At 71.2% G+C, this 18,739-nt stretch carries 12 protein-coding genes; 10 read left to right on the forward strand and 2 right to left on the reverse strand.

Annotated elements, in window-relative coordinates:
• The first annotated feature begins 95 nt into the window (after positions 1–95).
• Positions 96–1,922, forward strand: coding sequence for a chitinase (locus OG978_RS29840; protein ID WP_326768160.1), 1,827 nt, complete (start codon positions 96–98; stop codon positions 1,920–1,922).
• Here OG978_RS29840 and OG978_RS29845 read toward each other — a convergent pair.
• Together OG978_RS29845 and gabT are read right to left on the reverse strand one after the other, a co-directional pair.
• Positions 1,873–2,694, reverse strand: a complete 822-nt coding sequence (locus tag OG978_RS29845; RefSeq protein WP_326768161.1) for a phosphatase PAP2 family protein — start codon at positions 2,692–2,694, stop codon at positions 1,873–1,875. The genes OG978_RS29840 and OG978_RS29845 overlap by 50 nt on opposite strands.
• A 148-nt stretch (positions 2,695–2,842) precedes the next feature.
• The gene (gene gabT / locus OG978_RS29850; RefSeq protein ID WP_326768162.1) at positions 2,843–4,183 is read right to left on the reverse strand and encodes a 4-aminobutyrate--2-oxoglutarate transaminase; all 1,341 of its coding nucleotides are present in this window, start codon (positions 4,181–4,183) and stop codon (positions 2,843–2,845) included.
• Between the two features lie 274 nt (positions 4,184–4,457).
• Between gabT and OG978_RS29855 the strand changes: the two genes are divergently transcribed.
• The 9 genes from OG978_RS29855 to OG978_RS29895 all read left to right on the forward strand — a co-directional run bounded on the left by OG978_RS29855 (position 4,458) and on the right by OG978_RS29895 (position 18,725).
• Complete coding sequence (locus OG978_RS29855) at positions 4,458–6,872, forward strand: ATP/GTP-binding protein (protein WP_326768163.1); 2,415 nt, start codon at positions 4,458–4,460, stop codon at positions 6,870–6,872.
• Between the two features lie 124 nt (positions 6,873–6,996).
• Positions 6,997–8,574: a PucR family transcriptional regulator gene (locus OG978_RS29860; protein ID WP_326768164.1), complete on the forward strand. Its 1,578-nt coding sequence runs from the start codon at positions 6,997–6,999 to the stop codon at positions 8,572–8,574.
• A gap of 151 nt (positions 8,575–8,725) precedes the next feature.
• Entirely contained in the window at positions 8,726–10,171 is a 1,446-nt protein-coding gene (locus OG978_RS29865; RefSeq protein ID WP_326768165.1) for an aldehyde dehydrogenase family protein, read from the forward strand.
• Positions 10,172–10,480: 309 nt separating this feature from the next.
• The gene (locus OG978_RS29870; RefSeq protein ID WP_326768166.1) at positions 10,481–12,427 is read left to right on the forward strand and encodes an acyl-CoA dehydrogenase family protein; all 1,947 of its coding nucleotides are present in this window, start codon (positions 10,481–10,483) and stop codon (positions 12,425–12,427) included.
• Between the two features lie 81 nt (positions 12,428–12,508).
• A complete protein-coding gene (gene aroA, locus OG978_RS29875) occupies positions 12,509–13,747 on the forward strand; it encodes a 3-phosphoshikimate 1-carboxyvinyltransferase (protein ID WP_326768167.1) in 1,239 nt (412 codons plus the stop codon).
• A 70-nt stretch (positions 13,748–13,817) separates the two neighbouring features.
• Positions 13,818–15,071 (forward strand): 1-deoxy-D-xylulose-5-phosphate reductoisomerase, encoded by a 1,254-nt coding sequence (gene dxr / locus OG978_RS29880; protein ID WP_326768168.1) that lies wholly within the window; start codon positions 13,818–13,820, stop codon positions 15,069–15,071.
• Entirely contained in the window at positions 15,068–16,378 is a 1,311-nt protein-coding gene (locus OG978_RS29885; RefSeq protein WP_326768169.1) for a M50 family metallopeptidase, read from the forward strand. Before dxr ends, OG978_RS29885 begins: the two co-directional genes overlap by 4 nt.
• A 180-nt stretch (positions 16,379–16,558) precedes the next feature.
• Positions 16,559–17,713, forward strand: coding sequence for a flavodoxin-dependent (E)-4-hydroxy-3-methylbut-2-enyl-diphosphate synthase (gene ispG, locus OG978_RS29890; protein WP_266490254.1), 1,155 nt, complete (start codon positions 16,559–16,561; stop codon positions 17,711–17,713).
• A 166-nt stretch (positions 17,714–17,879) separates the two neighbouring features.
• A complete protein-coding gene (locus OG978_RS29895; protein ID WP_326768170.1) occupies positions 17,880–18,725 on the forward strand; it encodes a GNAT family N-acetyltransferase in 846 nt (281 codons plus the stop codon).
• Positions 18,726–18,739: the final 14 nt, after the last annotated feature.

The raw sequence follows: 18,739 nt of genomic DNA on the forward strand, positions 1-18,739 counted from the left end.
CGAGTGGTCCGGGACTGTCAGAGGTCTTGACAACCTGATTGGTCTGGACCATGTTGTGGCGGCCGCACTCAATTCCCCCATGCACGGAGGCCGTTGTGGAACGCACGGGACCCCCCGCCCGATTTACCGGAGTCGTGGCCGCCTTCGCGGCGGCCCTGCTCGCCGCCGGCGGTCTGACCGCCGTCGCTCCGCCCGCCGCCGCCGCCGACACCGACCTGGCGCGCAACGGCGGCTTCGAGTCCGGCCTGGACGGCTGGAGCTGTACCGGCGGCAGCGGAGCCGTTGTCAGCACCCCGGCCCACAGCGGAACTTCGGTGCTGAAGGCGACCCCGGCCGGCGCCGACAACGCCAAGTGCTCCCAGCAGGTGGCGGTCCAGCCGGACTCCGCCTACACGCTGAGCGCCTGGGTGCAGGGCTCCTACGTCCGCCTCGGCGCGGACGGCACCGGCACCACCGACGTGTCCACCTGGACCCAGTCCTCGGCCGACTGGAAGCAGCTCACCACCACGTTCAGGACGGGCCCGTCCACCACCCGGGTGACCGTCTACACCCACGGCTGGTTCGGCACTCCCGCGTACCACGCCGACGACCTCACGCTGATCGGCCCGGGCGGCGCCCCGGCCGAACTCCCGGCCGCCCCCACCGGACTCAGGGCCGGCACGGCCACCGCCTCCTCCGTCGACCTCTCGTGGACCGGTTCCTCCGGGGCCACCGGCTACAACGTCTACCGGGGCGACACGAAGGTCCTCTCGGTCACCGGTACCTCCGCCACCGTGACGGGCCTCGCCGCGTCGACCGCGTACAGCTTCCAGGTCGCCGCGACCAACTCCGCCGGAGAGTCCGCCAGATCGGCCGCCGTCGCGGCCACCACCACGGCGGGCGGCGGCTCAGGCGGGGAAGGCGGCCTGCCCGCCCACGCGCTCGTCGGCTATCTGCACTCCAGCTTCGCCAACGGCTCCGGCTACACGCGGATGGCGGACGTGCCCGACTCCTGGGACGTCATCGACCTGGCCTTCGGCGAACCGACCTCGGTGACCTCGGGCGACATCCGATTCTCGCTCTGCCCGGTCGCCGAATGCCCGAACGTCGAGTCGGAGGCCGAGTTCAAGGCGGCCATCAAGGCCAAGCAGGCCGCGGGCAAGAAGGTGCTCATCTCCATCGGCGGCCAGAACGGCCAGGTGCAGCTCTCCACCACCGCCGCCCGCGACACCTTCGTCTCCTCGGTCAGCAAGATCATCGACGAGTACGGTCTGGACGGCCTCGACATCGACTTCGAGGGCCACTCCCTCTCGCTGAACACCGGGGACACCGACTTCCGGAACCCCACCACCCCGGTCGTCGTCAACCTGATCTCCGCGGTGAAGTCCCTCAAGGCCAAGTACGGCGACAAGTTCGTACTGACGATGGCCCCCGAGACCTTCTTCGTCCAGCTCGGCCACCAGTACTACGGCTCGGGCCCCTGGGGCGGCCAGGATCCCCGGGCGGGCGCCTACCTCCCGGTCATCCACGCGCTGCGCGACGACCTGACCCTGCTGCACGTCCAGGACTACAACTCGGGCTCCATCATGGGCCTGGACAACCAGTACCACTCGATGGGCGGCGCGGACTTCCACATCGCCATGACCGACATGCTGCTCACCGGCTTCCCGGTGGCAGGCGACCAGACCAAGGTCTTCCCGGCGCTCCGCCCCGACCAGGTCGCCATCGGCCTGCCGGCCTCCACCCAGGCGGGCAACGGCCACACCTCGCCCGCCGAGGTCACCAAGGCGCTGAACTGCCTGACGAAGAAGACCGACTGCGGCTCCTACGCCACCCACGGAACATGGCCCGCGCTGCGCGGACTGATGACCTGGTCGATCAACTGGGACCGGTTCAACAACGGGGAGTTCTCGAAGAACTTCGACGCCTACTTCGGCAGCTGAGACCGAGCGGCAGGAGCAGCGGCCCGCACAGGAACCAGCTGCCCAGCACATCCAGCGGCCAGTGATAGCCGCGCAGCACCAGACCGATGCCCGTCGCCGTGGTCAGCAGGACAGCGGCGGCGGGCATCACCCATGACCACGAACGCCTCACGTACGGCGCGACCAGCAGCGCCGCCGCCCCGTACGCCACCGCGGCCGTCGCCGCATGGCCGGACGGGAAGTGGCCGGTGGCGTCCGTCAGCGGCCCCGGACGGGCGACCCAGACCTTCAGCGGAACGACCAGCAGGGGCACCGCGCCCATGGTGAGCGCCGCGAGCAGCGGCTCACGGCGCGCACCGCGCACCAGGGCCCAGGCGATCGCGCAGCCCAGTACCGGGAGCGCGATCTGCATATTGCCGAGATCGGCGAGGAATTCGGTCAGCCGGGCGGGGCCGTGTCCGACGACAGCCCGGCCGGTTCGCTCGTCCAGCCCGCGCAGCGGGCCGTCGGCTGCGACCTGCCAGGTGGTGAGCGCGAAGAGCGCCAGGAGGGACAGAGCCAGGGAAAGGAGAAGAGCCGGCCGCCCGGGAACAGGGGGGGTGGTTCCGGGGCGGCCGGTCGGACCGGTTTGCCGCACGCCCCGGGGGGTCTGGGGCGAGCGGCCATCCGATCGGTGAGGAGTTCCGGAGCCGGAGGCTCCAGTGGTGTGCGCGAAGGCACGGCCAGGACGGCGCTGGGGAAGCTCCGGCCCGGCATCGCCCGCAGTCCCCTGCGGGCGGGGTGTTTCTCTCATCTGCGGAAACCGTACGGCAGGCGATGGGGGACCGACCAGCGGGAAACAGATCCCGCCATCGGCCCCCCACACGTTCTTCACAGGCCCTCACGCGGGCCCCTCGTATCCCCTGCGAGAACGCGTTCCGCACCCGCCGGGTTCGCACAGGTCAGATCCGGCCGAAAGCCTGCTCGATGACGTCGAGTGCCTCGTTCAGCAGGTCCTCGCCGATCACCAGCGGCGGGAGGAAGCGCAGGACGTTGCCGTACGTGCCGCAGGTGAGGACCAGCACGCCCTCCGCGTGGCAGGCCTTGGCGAGATTCGCGGCGGCCTCCGGGTTCGGGTCCTTCGTGCCGGACTTCACCAGCTCGATCGCGATCATCGCGCCGCGACCGCGGATGTCACCGATGATGTCGCCGTTGTCGAGCTTCGACTGCATCTCGGCGAGGCGGCCCTTCATGACCTCCTCGATGCGCTTCGCCTTCCCGTTCAGGTCCAGCTCGCGCATCGTCTCGATGGCGCCGAGCGCACCCGCGCAGGCCACCGGGTTGCCGCCGTAGGTGCCGCCGAGGCCGCCGGAGTGGGCGGAGTCCATGATCTCGGCGCGGCCGGTCACGGCAGAGAGCGGCAGACCGCCCGCGATGCCCTTGGCGGTGGTGATCAGGTCCGGGACGATGCCCTCGTCCTCGCAGGCGAACCACTGGCCGGTGCGGCAGAAGCCGGACTGGATCTCGTCGGCGACGAAGACGATGCCGTTGTCCTTGGCGAACTGGGCGATCGCCGGGAGGAAGCCCTTGGCCGGCTCGATGAAGCCGCCCTCGCCGAGCACCGGCTCGATGATGATCGCGGCGACGTTCTCCGCGCCGATCTGCTTGTTGATCTGGTCGATGGCCTGGGCGGACGCCTCGGCACCGGCGTTCTCGGCACCGGTCGGCCAGCGGTAGCCGTACGCCACCGGCACCCGGTAGACCTCGGGCGCGAACGGGCCGAAGCCCTGCTTGTACGGCATGTTCTTGGCGGTCAGCGCCATCGTGAGGTTGGTGCGGCCGTGGTAGCCGTGGTCGAAGACGACGACCGCGGTGCGCTTGGTGTGGATGCGGGCGATCTTCACCGCGTTCTCGACGGCCTCGGCACCCGAGTTGAACAGCGCGGACTTCTTGGCGTGGTCGCCCGGCGTCAGCTCGGCGAGCTGCTCACAGACCTCGACGTACCCCTCGTACGGCGTGACCATGAAACAGGTGTGGGTGAAGTCGGCGAGCTGCGCGGACGCGCGGCGCACGACGGCCTCGGCGGAGGCGCCGACCGACGTCACGGCGATACCGGAGCCGAGGTCGATCAGACGGTTGCCGTCCACGTCCTCGATGATCCCGCCACCGGCGCGGGCGGTGAACACCGGCAGGGTGGAGCCCACACCTGCGGCCACCGTCTCCAGACGGCGGGCCTGCAGCTCCACCGACTTCGGGCCGGGAATGGCAGTGACGACGCGGCGCTCCTGCGGGATTGCGGTCATGAGGGGCTCCTGGGGGATGTTTCGGACGCTTCTTCGTGCAGGCTATGGGCGAGGCCCGGGGTACGGCATGTTCCGTTCGGGAGTGGTGGTCGCACGCGGTTGTCCGCCACGGACATAGCGACGGGGATACGCGGGCCGGGGAGGACCCCGGGGGCGGGCGAAGACATCCCGCCGGACCGCGTCCGACAGGGTGGTACGGGGCACTAGATTGATGGCTTCGGGCGCCCGCGCCCGAGGTTACGGTCGGCGCTGGTCAGGGGACGAGGGACAGCACATGGACACCGAGGGCACATACGACTCGCGCGGCACCCGCTCCGGTCCACCGGTGCCGCGCCCGGCCGGCCCGCCTCCCGCTGCCCCGCCCAAGCCCACCGGCCTCCCCCGGCCCGGGCTGCCGCCCGCCGTTCCGCCGGTGCCTGCCGGTCTTCCCGCGGCCGGCCCGTCGACCGCCGAATGGCTGAACACCGTCCGCCCCACCGCCGCGCCGGGCGTCTGGCGGTACGGACACGTGCCGCGTTCCGCCGAGCGGCCACCGCGCCCCTCCCTGCTCGGGCCGTTGATCGCCCTGGCGCTCTGGCTGCTGCTCTGGGCCCTGCTGGCGGACCTCCGCATCCCGTACGTGAAGGTTCCCCTGATGGCGATCACGCCGGGGGACTGGTGGCTCTTCGAGAGCCTGCGGGCGGGCTACGCTCCGGCCGCCGCGTACAGCATCGAGACGCTCTACATCCAGATTCTGGTGCTGATCGCGGGGGTGTGGGCCGCCCGTGTCGGGCACTGGGCCGGGCTCTTCCAGTACTGGGCGGGGCCCCGCCCGGACCGTGCCCGGCTGATGCTCTCGGGCTTCGGGGCCCTGCTCGCGCTGTGGCTGGTCTGGAGCGGCAAGGTGCCACTGCTGGACGTCGTCCTGTACCTGATCCCGCAGAGCTGGTTGCAGGGCGGCGGGAACGCGTACCTGGCGGCTCTGGTCGCCTATGGCGCCTATGCGCTGGTCATCGCCGTGATCGTGTGGCCGTTCGCCCGGGCCGGGCACTGGCGCACCGCACTCCGTGACCGCGCGGCACGTCGCGCCACCACCGGCCCGCAGGCCCCGCAGGCGCAGGACCCGTCGCCCGTGACCGGAACGGACGCTGCGCAGTGGCCGGAGCTGCGTGCCGCGGGACGCACGGACGCGGCGGACGTGCTCGGCGCGGCCGTGCGTGCCGGGCGCATGAACGACGTGGACTGCGTCCGCCTGAGCCATGCGTGGGCACGCGCCCGGACCCGTCACGACGGGTCGGCGTCCTTCGACGAGACGGTCGCGCGCCAGGGGGCCGATGCCTTCCTGCACCCTTCGGGGCGCCGGGATCTCCCCCTGCGGACCGCGCGCCACGACCTGCTGGCCGGCCAGGTCCGTATCGGCGGCTGCCCGGACGACGAACGCAACCCGTACGCACGCAGAGGTTCCGGTGTGGCTCTGGACCCCGCCGTCCTGGGTACGTCGCTGCTGGCGGTCGGCCCGCCCGGCGCGGGCAAGACGGCGTTGCTGGTGCGTCCGGTCGTGGAGACCCTGGCCCTCCAGGCCCTGACGGGCGGGGCGGCCGTGCTCGCCGTGGGCGCGGCGGGGGCGGCCCTCGGTCCCGACGACGCGTACGACGTCGTCGTGAAGATCGGCGATCCCGCGTCCGTCCACGACTTCGATCTGTACGGGGGGTCGACCGACCCCGACGAGGCCGCGGCCCTCCTCGCGGAAGGGCTGGCCGGAGACGTTCCCGGCCTGGACGGCCGACGCGCGGCCCTGGCCCTGGGGCAGCTGCTCGGCCCGTACCGGGCCGTCCACGGGCACTTCCCGGCGGTTCCGGTTCTGCGCGAACTGCTCGCCGGGGACGAGTCCGCCCTCGGCGGGTTGCGGGATTCCCTGGAGGCCGGCGGCCACTCGGCCATGCTCCGTGAGCTGGACGCCCGGATCCGGCAGGCGGGCGGCGCGGGAGACCCCGCGACGGTACTGGCCGATCGCATCGCCCTCCTCGACCGGCCCGCGTTCGCCGGGTTCTTCACCACGGGTGAGGAGGCACGGCCCTTCTCCCTCCCTTCCCTCGGACAGCACCCGCTCAGGGTCCGGATCGACCTTCCGGAGCGCACCCACGCCGGGGCGTCCAGGGTGCTGGCCCGCCTGGTCCTCGCGCAGTTCAACGCGGTCGCCGCAGCCCGTACCGACCGGTCGATCTTCGCCTGCCTGTTGCTGGACGACGCGACCCACACGGTCACCGCCGAGACCGTCCAGGGGCTCAGGAGGCTCAGGTCGGTGAACGCCGGTGCCGTGCTGGCCCTGCGCACCATCGACGACGTTCCCGAAGGCCTGCACGCGGCCCTGCTGGGAGCGGTGGGATGCGGCATGATCTTCTCGGGCGTCACCACATGGGACGGGAAGCGCTTCTCGGAGACCTGGGGCAAGGAATGGGTCTCCGTCCGCGAGGTGGCCCAGCACGGGGTCTTCGCCGACCAGCCGTTCACCCGTGCCATGCACGCGCTGCGCAAGCTCGCCACCGGCAAGGCGGTCACCGTCGACGCCGTCACCGTGCGACAGGTGGAGCGCGAGCGCTGGTCCGCCTCCGCGCTGGCCTACGAGCTGCCTGCCAGGCACGCGGTCCTCTCCCTGACGACGGTCGACGGCGAGCACGCGCCGCCCCTGCTGGTGGACCTGAACGGCTGAGCGGCGGGGGGTGCGGCCCGCGTCCCTGGTCGTGGTCATGCCGGACCCTGCCAGCCTGGCAGAATTGGCGGGAGCCGTTCATACGGGACGGCGAAAACCGACTCCCCGAGGTCCAGCGGTCCCCATGCCCCTCACTCTCGCCTCGCTCGTCCAGCGTTCGGCGCTCAAACTCACCGTGCGTGCGGGGGCTGACCGGCTCGACGCGCCCGTGCGCTGGGCGCACGCCAGCGAGCTCACCGACCCCGTTCCGTACATGGAGGGCGGCGAGTTCCTGCTCGTCACCGCCACCAACCTCGACGCCGAGAACCCCGAGGCGATGCGGCGGTACGTGCGACGGCTGGCCGGGGCCGGAGTCGTCGGCCTGGGCTTCGCCGTCGGAGTCAACTACGACGAGCTGCCGCAGGCGCTGATCGACGCGGCCGAGGAAGCGGGACTGCCGCTCCTCGAAGTGCCGCGCCGCACCCCGTTCATCGCGATCGCCAAGGCCGTGTCCTCGGCGATCGCGGAGGACCAGTACCGGGCCGTGACGGCCGGGTTCGAGGTGCAGCGCGAACTGACCAGGGCCGCACTCGCGGGCGACGGACCCGGCGAACTCCTCACCCGGCTCGCCGCACACCTCGACGGCTGGGCCGCGCTGTACGACGCGGCCGGCCAGGTCGTCGCCGCGGCCCCCGAATGGGCCGCCCGCCGTGCCGCCCGGCTCACCCCCGACGTGGAACGGCTGCGGGACCGCCCCGCCCCGGCCAGCATCGTCGTCGGCGACACCGACGACCGGGTCGAGCTCCAGTCCCTGGGCACCGGCCGCCGGGTCAGGGGAGCGCTGGCCGTCGGCACCGGCGCGGCACTGGGCACCGCCGAGCGGTACGCCGTGCACTCGGCCGTCGCCCTGCTGACCCTGACCACCGCACGCTCCCGGGCCCTCCAGGGCGCCGAACAGCGTCTCGGCGCGGCGGTGCTGCGCATGCTGCTCGCCGGCCAGCCGGACCACGCCCGGGCCGTCGCCGGGGACCTGTACGGGGGGCTGCTCGACGCCCCCTTCCGGCTGCTCATCGCGGAGGCGGCCGACCCGGCCACCCCGGCGTCGCTCGGCGAGGCGATGGAGGCGGCGGCGCTGCGGACCGGCGAGACGCTGCTGACCGTCCCCGACGGCGACCGGCTCGTCGTCCTCGCCGCGGACGGCGGAGCGGCGGTCGCGGCCTGCACGGCGTACGCGGAGGCCCAGGAGGCGCGTACGCCCGTCGAAGGGGCGAAGGCGGAGGAGGGCGATGTCATCGTGGGCCTCTCCGCGCCGGCGGGCCCGATCGCCGTCTCCGCCGCGTACAAGCAGGCCGAGCAGGCCCTGTCGGTGGCCCGCCGCCGGGGCAGGGCGCTGGTCGAGCACGAGGAGCTGGCGGCCGGCTCGGTGCTCCCGCTGCTCGCGGACGACGCGGTACGGGCCTTCGCCGACGGAATGCTCCGCGCCCTGCACGAGCACGACGCCAAGGGCCGCGGCGACCTCGTGGCCTCGCTGCGGGCCTGGCTCGCCCACCACGGCCAGTGGGACGCGGCCGCGGCGGACCTGGGAGTGCACCGCCACACCCTGCGCTACCGGATGCGCCGGGTGGAGGAGATCCTGGGCCGCTCGCTGGACGATCCCGACGTCCGGATGGAGCTGTGGCTGGCACTGAAGGCCACCAGCACCCCGTCGACCCCCCAGCCGTAGCCGCGCAGGCGGAACCGTGCGTTCCGGCCGCATCCGACAAACCGGAGCGTCCCCGTCGCGCACTGCTCCACGCCGGACAAACGCCAGGGCGGCCCCGCGGCCCTACGGTGGGGGCAAGAAACCCCCACCGCTCCGAAGGGCCGGAACCTCCATGACTTCCACCCACGCCTTCTGGCTCGCCGGCCGCCAGGCCACCGGCGAGGACAGCTTCGACGTCACCAACCCCTGGGACGGCCGTCTCGTCGGCACCGTCAGCGTGCCGACCGACGCCCAGATCGAGGAGGCCGTCGCGGCCGCGCACGCCGTGCGCGAGGAGTTCGCCGCGACCCCGGCCCACGTCCGGGCCGCCGCACTCGACCACGTCGCACGGCGTCTGGTGGAGCGCACCGAGGAGATCGCCCAGCTGATCTCCGCCGAGAACGGCAAGCCCATCAAGTGGGCCCGCGGCGAGGTCGGCCGCGCCGTCTCCGTGTTCCGGTTCGCCTCGGAGGAGGCCCGCCGCTTCAACGGAGGCGACGCCCAGCGCCTGGACACCGACGCCGGCGGCACCGGCCGTCTCGGCCTGACCCGCCGCTTCCCGCGCGGCACGGTCCTCGGCATCGCGCCGTTCAACTTCCCGCTGAACCTGAGCGCCCACAAGGTGGCCCCGGCCATCGCCGTCGGTGCCCCGATCATCCTGAAGCCCGCCCCGGCCACGCCGATCTCCTCGCTGATCCTGGGCGAGCTGCTGGCCGAGACCGAGCTGCCGGCCGGCTCGTGGTCCGTACTGACGGTCCCCAACGACCGCATGCCCGCCCTGGTCCAGGACGAGCGCCTGCCGGTCATCTCCTTCACCGGGTCCGGCCCGGTCGGCTACTCGATCATGGAGTCGGTGCCCCGCAAGCACTGCACGCTGGAGCTCGGTGGCAACGGCGCGGCGGTCGTCCTCGGCGACTACGCCTCGGACGAGGACCTGGACTGGGCCGCGACCCGTATCGCGACCTTCTCCAACTACCAGGGCGGCCAGTCCTGCATCTCCGTGCAGCGCGTCATCGCGGACGCCTCGGTCTACGACCGGCTCGTCCCGAAGATCGTCGCCGCCGTCGAGGCCCAGGTCACCGGCGACCCCTCGGACGCCGCCACCGACGTCGGCCCGCTGGTCAGCGAGGACGCCGCCAAGCGTGTCGAGTCCTGGGTCGACGAGGCCGTGCAGGCCGGCGCCCAGCTGCTCACCGGCGGCAAGCGGGACGGTGCCACCTACGCGCCGACCGTGCTCTCGGAGCTCCCGGACAACGTCACCCTCTCCTGCGAGGAGGTCTTCGGACCGGTGCTGTCCGTGCAGAAGGTGGACGGCGAGGCCGAGGCGTTCGAGGCCGTCAACTCCTCCAAGTACGGCCTGCAGGCAGGCGTGTTCACGCACGACCTGCAGACCGCCTTCCGCGCCCACCGCGCCCTCGAGGTCGGCGGCGTGATCATCGGCGACGTCCCCTCCTACCGCGCGGACCAGATGCCGTACGGCGGCGCCAAGCAGTCCGGCGTCGGCCGCGAGGGCGTCAGCTACGCCATGGACGACTACACCTACGAGCGCGTGCTGGTCCTCACCGGCCTCGCCCTGTAGTCCGCGAACAGGATCGAACCGATCCACCGACGTCGCCTGTGATCCGCCTGGACAGCACGACGGCAGGCGACAACGAGACGGCCGGAGCCCACTGTGCGGGGGCTCCGGCCGTCTCCGCGTTCCCGCCGCGTCCGCCACCCCAGGCGGGTCAGTGGAGTGGCCCTCGACCCGATCGGTGTCCGGGGGATGGTGGGCGTGTCGGGATTCGGGTACATACGGACGAGTAGAGCCGGTTGGTGCCGGTGGGTGCTTCCCCCACACGGACCGACCGCGTCCGCCCACCCACAACGCGGCGAGGTGAGCTCCTCAATGTCCGCACCATCCGCACCGAAGAACACGCCCAGGGTCACCGAGCGTGAAGCGCGCCAAGTGGCCGAGGCCGCGCGCGAACAGGACTGGCACAAGCCGAGCTTCGCCAAGGAACTCTTCCTCGGGCGCTTCCGGCTCGACCTGATCCATCCGCATCCGCTGCCGCCCGCGGACGACGTCCGGCGTGGCGAGGCGTTCCTCGCCCGGCTGCGCGAGTTCTGCGAGACGAGGATCGACGGCGCCCTGATCGAGCGCGAGGCGAGAATCCCCGACGAGGTGATCAGCGGTCTCAAGGAGCTCGGCGCGCTCGGGATGAAGATCGACCCGAAGTACGGCGGCCTCGGCCTGACCCAGGTCTACTACAACAAGGCCCTCGCCCTGGTCGGTTCCGTGAGCCCGGCCATCGGGGCACTGCTCTCCGCCCACCAGTCCATCGGCGTGCCGCAGCCGTTGAAGATCTTCGGCAGCCAGGAGCAGAAGGACACCTTCCTGCCCCGGCTGGCCCGTACCGACATCTCGGCGTTCCTGCTCACCGAACCGGACGTCGGCTCCGACCCGGCCCGGCTCGCCACCTCGGCCGTGCCGGAAGGGCCGGACTACATCCTCGACGGGGTGAAACTCTGGACGACCAACGGCGTCGTCGCCGATCTGCTCGTCGTGATGGCCCGGGTACCGAAGTCGGAGGGCCACAAGGGCGGCATCACGGCCTTCGTCGTCGAGGCGGACTGCCCGGGCATCACCGTCGAGAACCGCAACGCGTTCATGGGCCTGCGCGGCCTGGAGAACGGCGTCACCCGCTTCCACCGGGTCCGGGTCCCGGCCGCGAACCGCATCGGCCCCGAGGGCGCCGGGCTCAAGATCGCCCTCACCACGCTCAACACCGGACGGCTCTCGCTGCCCGCCATGTGCGTCGGCGCCGGGAAGTGGTGCCTGAAGATCGCCCGCGAGTGGTCCGCGGTACGTGAGCAATGGGGCAGGCAGGTCGCCCGGCACGAGGCCGTCGGCGCCAAGATCTCCTTCATCGCCGCGACCACCTTCGCACTCGAAGCGGTGGTCGACCTCTCCTCCCAGATGGCGGACGAGAACCGCAACGACATCCGTATCGAAGCGGCCCTCGCCAAGCTGTACGGCTCCGAGATGGGCTGCCTGATGGCCGACGAGCTCGTCCAGATCCGGGGCGGACGCGGCTTCGAGACCGCCGAGTCCCTCGCCGCCCGTGGCGAGCGGGCCGTTCCCGCCGAACAGCTCCTGCGCGATCTGCGGATCAACCGGATCTTCGAGGGCTCGACCGAGATCATGCATCTGCTGATCGCCCGCGAGGCCGTCGACGCCCATCTGAAGGTCGCCGGGGACATCATCGACCCCGACAAACCCCTCTCCGCCAAGGCGAAGGCGGGCGCGAACGCGGCCGGCTTCTACGCCCGCTGGCTGCCCAGGCTCGTTGCGGGGCCGGGCCAACTCCCTTGTACGTACGCGGAGTTCAACCATCCAGGCCACCCCGACCTGTCCGCCCATCTGCGCTACGTCGAACGCTCCTCGCGGAAGCTCGCGCGCTCCACCTTCTACGCCATGTCGCGCTGGCAGGGCCGGATGGAGACCAAACAGGGCTTCCTCGGCCGGATCGTCGACATCGGTGCGGAACTCTTCGCGATGAGCGCCGCCTGCGTACGCGCCGAACTGCTGCGCTCCGGCGGCGACCACGGACGCGAGGCCTACCGGCTCGCCGACGTGTTCTGCCACCAGTCCCGCGTCCGGGTCGAGGAACTCTTCACCCGCCTGTGGTCCAACACCGACGACCTGGACCGGCGCATGGTCGACGGCGTCCTGGCCGGTGCGTACACCTGGCTGGAGGAAGGCGTCATCGACCCGAGCGGCGAAGGACCGTGGATCGCCGACGCCACCCCGGGACCGTCCGCCCGGGAGAACGTCCACCGGACCATTCGCTGAACCACCGGCCGCCGGGCGGGGCACGTCCACTCACCGGACGTGCCCCGCCCGGCCGCGCGCGGTACGGCAGGATGACGACCCGTGACCGTCACCCACATCCCCGGCTCCAAGTCCGTCACCGCGCGTGCCCTGTTCCTGGCCGCCGCCGCGAACGGCACCAGCACCCTCGTACGGCCCCTGCACTCGGACGACACCGAGGGCTTCGCCGAAGGGCTCGCGCGCCTCGGCTACCGGGTCGAACGGGAGCCGGACCGCTGGCACATCGAGGGCCGCCCCGAGGGCCCCGCCGTCACCGACGCCGACGTCTACTGCCGCGACGGCGCCACCACCGCACGCTTCCTGCCGACCCTCGCCGCGGCCGCCACCTCCGGCAGCTACCGCTTCGACGCCTCCGCCCAGATGCGCCGCCGCCCCCTCGCCCCGCTCACCGAGGCCCTGCGCACCCTCGGTGTCGACCTGCGCCACGACGGGGCCGAGGGCCATCACCCGCTGCGGATCGACGCCTCCGGGATCGAGGGCGGCGAAATCGCCCTGGACGCGGGGGAGTCCTCCCAGTACCTCACCGCACTGCTGATGCTCGGACCGCTGACCGCCAAGGGGCTGCGGATCACCGTCACCGACCTGGTCTCCGCCCCGTACATCGGGATCACCCTCGCGATGATGCGCAGCTTCGGCGTCGAGGTGACCCGAGACGGCAACGTCTTCACCGTGCCGCCCGGCGGCTACCGGGCCACCACGTACGCCATCGAGCCCGACGCCTCCACCGCGAGCTACTTCTTCGCCGCGGCGGCCCTCACCGGCCGTGAGATCACCGTCCCCGGCCTCGGTACGGACGCGCTCCAGGGCGACCTGCGGTTCGTCGACGTGCTGCGCCGCATGGGCGCCGAGGTGCGCACCACCGCCGAGTCCACCACCGTCCGCTCCGGCGGAACCCTCTCGGGCCTCACCGTCAACATGCGTGACATCTCCGACACCATGCCGACGCTGGCCGCGATCGCCCCCTTCGCGTCGGGGCCGGTACGCATCGAGGACGTGGGCAACACCCGGGTGAAGGAGTGCGACCGGCTGGAGGCCTGCGCCCAGAACCTCCGGCGGATGGGCATCGCGGTCGCGACGGGCCCGGACTGGATCGAGATCCGGCCGGGAACACCCCGCCCCGCCGAGATCGCCACCCACGGCGACCACCGCATCGTCATGTCGTTCGCCGTCGCCGGCCTGCGGGTGCCGGGAATCACGTTCGACGACCCCGGTTGCGTACGGAAGACGTTCCCGGGATTCCACGAGGCCTTCACCGAATTCGCGGAACTCACCAACCGCTGAAGTCCTCCGTCCACCCCGTGCGCGGGACGCACTGTCCACGCCCACAGGCGATGCGGCAAGAATGGGGGGCATGAGCGACAGCCCTGCCCCCCTCGCCGATCCGCACCTCGTCTTCGATGCCGCGGAAGGCCGCCGGGATCTCGTCATCCTCGGCTCCACCGGATCCATCGGCACCCAGGCCATCGACCTGGTGCTGCGCAACCCCGACCGCTTCCGCGTCACCGCGCTCTCCGCCGCGGGCGGACGGGTCGCACTCCTCGCCGAGCAGGCGCGGCAGCTGCGGGTGCGTACCGTGGCCGTCGCCGCACCGGACGCCGTACCGGCCCTGCGCGAGGCGCTGCACGAGCAGTACGGGACGGGCGAGCCGCTCCCCGAGATCCTGGCCGGGCCCGACGCCGCCGCACAGCTGGCGGCGAGCGACTGCCACACCGTGCTCAACGGAATCACCGGCTCGATCGGACTCGCCCCGACGCTCGCCGCGCTCGAAGCGGGCCGCACGCTCGCCCTGGCCAACAAGGAGTCGCTGATCGTCGGCGGCCCGCTGGTCAAGGCGCTGGCGAAGCCCGGCCAGATCATCCCGGTCGACTCCGAGCACGCCGCACTCTTCCAGGCACTGGGCGCCGGCACCCGCGCCGACGTGCGCAAGCTCGTCGTCACCGCCTCCGGCGGCCCCTTCCGGGGACGGACGCGGAGCGAGCTGGCGGACGTCACACGCGAGCAGGCCCTCGCCCACCCGACCTGGGCCATGGGACCGGTCATCACGATCAACTCCGCCACCCTGGTCAACAAGGGACTGGAGGTCATCGAGGCCCATCTCCTCTACGACATCCCGTTCGACCGGATCGAGGTCGTCGTCCACCCCCAGTCGTACGTCCACTCCATGGTGGAGTTCACCGACGGCTCCACCCTCGCCCAGGCCACGCCCCCGGACATGCGGGGCCCGATCGCCATCGGCCTCGGCTGGCCCCGGCGCGTCCCGGGCGCCGCCCCCGCCTTCGACTGGTCGAAGGCATCGAGCTGGGAGTTCTTCCCCCTCGACGACGAGGCCTTCCCGTCCGTGGGTCTGGCCAGGCACGTCGGCACGCTCGGCGCCACCGCACCGGCCGTCTTCAACGCCGCCAACGAGGAATGCGTCGACGCATTCCTCGCAGGACGGCTGCCGTTCAACGGAATCATGGATACGGTCACCGCGGTGGTGGCCGAACACGGCACCCCCGCCACGGGAACTTCGCTCACGGTCGCAGACGTCCTCGAAGCGGAGACCTGGGCACGTGCCCGGGCCCGTGAACTCTCGGCGAAAGCGACAGCGGAGGCGCGCGCATGAGTATTACGACGGTCCTGTTGACGATTCTGGGCATCGTCGTCTTCGCCATCGGTCTGCTGTTCTCGATCGCCTGGCACGAGTTGGGGCACCTGTCGACCGCGAAGCTCTTCGGTATCCGCGTCCCCCAGTACATGGTCGGTTTCGGGCCGACGATCTGGTCGCGGAAGAAGGGCGACACCGAGTACGGGATCAAGGCCATCCCGGCCGGCGGCTACATCCGCATGATCGGCATGTTCCCGCCGGGAGAGGACGGGCGCCTGGAGGCGCGGTCCACCTCGCCCTGGCGCGGCATGATCGAGGACGCCAGGTCCGCCGCCTTCGAAGAGCTCGAACCGGGCGACGAGAAGCGCCTCTTCTACACGCGCAAGCCGTGGAAGCGCGTCATCGTGATGTTCGCCGGACCGTTCATGAACCTGGTCCTCGCCGTCGCGATCTTCCTCGGTGTGGCGATGACCTTCGGCTTCCAGACCCAGACCACCGAGGTGGCCGGTGTCCAGAAGTGCGTGATCGCCCAGAGCGAGAACCGCGACACCTGCAAGAAGTCCGACCCGGTCTCGCCCGCCCAGGCGGCGGGACTGAAGAAGGGCGACAGGATCGTCGCCTTCGACGGCCAGAAGGTCGACGACTGGGCCACGCTCTCCGACAAGATCCGCGACACCATCGGCCCCGCCACCGTCACCGTCCTGCGCGACGGCCAGGAGACGACCCTCCACGCCGTGCTCAAGGAGAACGCGGTGGCGAAGAAGGACTCCAAGGGCGAGGTGATCGCCGACGAGTACGTGAAGGCCGGTTACCTCGGTTTCGCCGCCCAGACCGAGATCGTCCCGCTCTCCTTCGGCGACTCGGTCGTCCGCATGGGAGACATGATCGAGAACGGCGTCGACTCGATCATCGCTCTCCCGTCCAAGATCCCGGGCCTGTGGGACGCCGCCTTCGGCGACGGCGAGCGGGCGGCCGACTCCCCGGTGGGCGTCGTCGGCGCGGCCAGGATCGGCGGCGAGGTGATGACGCTCGACGTCCCCGCGACGAACCAGATCGCGATGATGCTGTTCCTGCTGGCGGGCTTCAACCTCTCGCTGTTCCTCTTCAACATGCTGCCCCTGCTGCCGCTGGACGGCGGGCACATCGCCGGAGCGCTCTGGGAGGCCCTGCGCCGCAATGTGGCACGGGTCTTCAGGCGCCCCGACCCGGGCCCGTTCGACGTGGCCAAGCTGATGCCGGTCGCCTATGTCGTCGCCGGTGTCTTCATCTGCTTCACGCTGCTGGTGCTGGTCGCCGACATCGTGAATCCGGTCAAGATCTCCTGACCCATCGACCACCCCGTGCACCACGAGTGACGGCCCGGCACACAGCGTGTGTCCGGGCCGTCCCTTTTGTGTGGCGCTCCCGGACGCGGTGTGCTCCGGGCTGCCGCCGGTGCCGTAACCTCGAAGGTCGGAGCCCGCCGATCTCGGGACCTTGATCCACACCTTGGGGATGCTCAGCGCATGACTGCGATTTCTCTCGGAATTCCGTCCGTTCCGACCAAGCTCGCCGACCGGAGGGTCAGCCGCAAGATCCAGGTCGGGTCGGTTGCGGTGGGCGGGGATGCGCCGGTGTCGGTGCAGTCGATGACCACGACGCGTACGTCGGACATCGGTGCGACGTTGCAGCAGATCGCGGAGCTGACGGCGTCGGGCTGTCAGATCGTGCGGGTGGCGTGTCCGACGCAGGACGACGCGGACGCGTTGGCGGTGATCGCGAAGAAGTCGCAGATCCCGGTGATCGCGGATATTCATTTCCAGCCGAAGTATGTGTTCGCGGCGATCGATGCGGGCTGTGCGGCGGTGCGGGTGAATCCGGGGAACATCAAGCAGTTCGACGACAAGGTGAAGGAGATCGCGCGGGCGGCGGGGGATGCGGGGACGCCGATCCGGATCGGTGTGAACGCGGGTTCGCTGGATGCGCGGTTGCTGGCGAAGTACGGGAAGGCGACTCCTGAGGCGTTGGTGGAGTCGGCGTTGTGGGAGGCGTCGCTCTTCGAGGAGCACGGTTTCCGGGACATCAAGATCTCGGTGAAGCACAACGATCCGGTGGTGATGGTGAATGCGTACCGTCAGCTGGCGGCTCGTTGTGACTATCCGTTGCATCTGGGTGTGACGGAGGCGGGTCCGGCGTTCCAGGGGACGATCAAGTCGGCGGTGGCGTTCGGTGCGTTGCTGTCGGAGGGGATCGGGGACACGATCCGGGTGTCGTTGTCGGCGCCGCCGGCCGAGGAGGTCAAGGTCGGCATCCAGATCCTGGAGTCGCTGAATCTGAAGCAGCGGCGGCTGGAGATCGTGTCGTGTCCGTCGTGCGGGCGGGCGCAGGTGGATGTGTACAAGCTGGCGGATCAGGTGTCCGCGGGTCTTGAGGGCATGGAGGTTCCGTTGCGGGTGGCCGTGATGGGCTGTGTCGTCAATGGTCCGGGTGAGGCCCGTGAGGCGGATCTGGGTGTGGCGTCGGGGAACGGCAAGGGGCAGATCTTCGTGAAGGGCGAGGTCATCAAGACGGTGCCCGAGTCGAAGATCGTCGAGACGCTCATCGAAGAGGCCTTGAAGATCGCCGAGCAGATGGAGAAGGACGGCATCGCCTCGGGCGAGCCCGAGGTCTCCGTCAGCTGAAGCACCACTCGTACCACCGCGCCCCGCCGGACGGACACGACCGGCGGGGCGCCGCCGTGAGCGACCTCACGGCCCACCGCGGACCCTGTTCGCAGGCCCGGGCGGCACGGATGGGCCGCTTCGGTTACAGTGCGGAAATCAGCAGACCGTATGGTGAGGCCCCCTCGTGTTGACGCAGACCACCACCCGGGTCCTCGAACCCAGCGACCTCGGTGCCGCTCTCGCCGTCCTGGAGAGCGAGCCCGTCGCCAATGCCTTCGTGACATCCCGGGTCCAGATCGCGGGTCTCGACCCCTGGCGCCTCGGCGGCGAGATGTGGGGCTGGTACGCCGACGGCCGGCTCCGCTCGCTCTGCTACTCGGGCGCCAACCTCGTCCCCATCTGCGCCACCGCCGAGGCCGTCCGGGCCTTCGCCGACCGGGCCCGCCGGGCCGGCCGCCGCTGCTCCTCGATCGTCGGACCCGCCGGGCCCACCGCCCAGCTGTGGCGGCTGCTCGAACCCGGCTGGGGCCCCGCCCGCGAGGTCCGGGCGAACCAACCGCTGATGGTCACCGAGAGCCCGTCCGCCGGCGTGACCCCCGACCCCCTGGTCCGCCGGATCCGCAAGGACGAGATGGACGTCCTGATGCCGGCCTGCGTGGCGATGTTCACCGAAGAGGTCGGCATCTCCCCGCTCGCGGGCGACGGCGGACTCCTCTACCAGGCACGCGTCGCCGAACTCATCGGAGCCGGCCGCTCCTTCGCCCGGATCGAGGACGGCAAGGTCCTCTTCAAGGCGGAGATCGGCGCCGCGACCCCGCAGGCCTGCCAGATCCAGGGCGTCTGGGTCGCCCCCGAACACCGCGGCCGCGGACTCTCCGAAACCGGCATGGCGGCGGTCCTGCGCTACGCGCTGGCCGACGTCGCCCCCGTCGTCAGTCTCTACGTGAACGACTACAACACCCCCGCGCGCCGGGCCTACGCCCGGGTCGGTTTCCAGGAGACTGGTGCGTTCATGAGCGTGCTGTTCTGACGGCCGGCCACCGG

The organism is Streptomyces sp. NBC_01591, from assembly GCF_035918155.1.
In the GTDB taxonomy this organism is placed as follows: domain Bacteria; phylum Actinomycetota; class Actinomycetes; order Streptomycetales; family Streptomycetaceae; genus Streptomyces.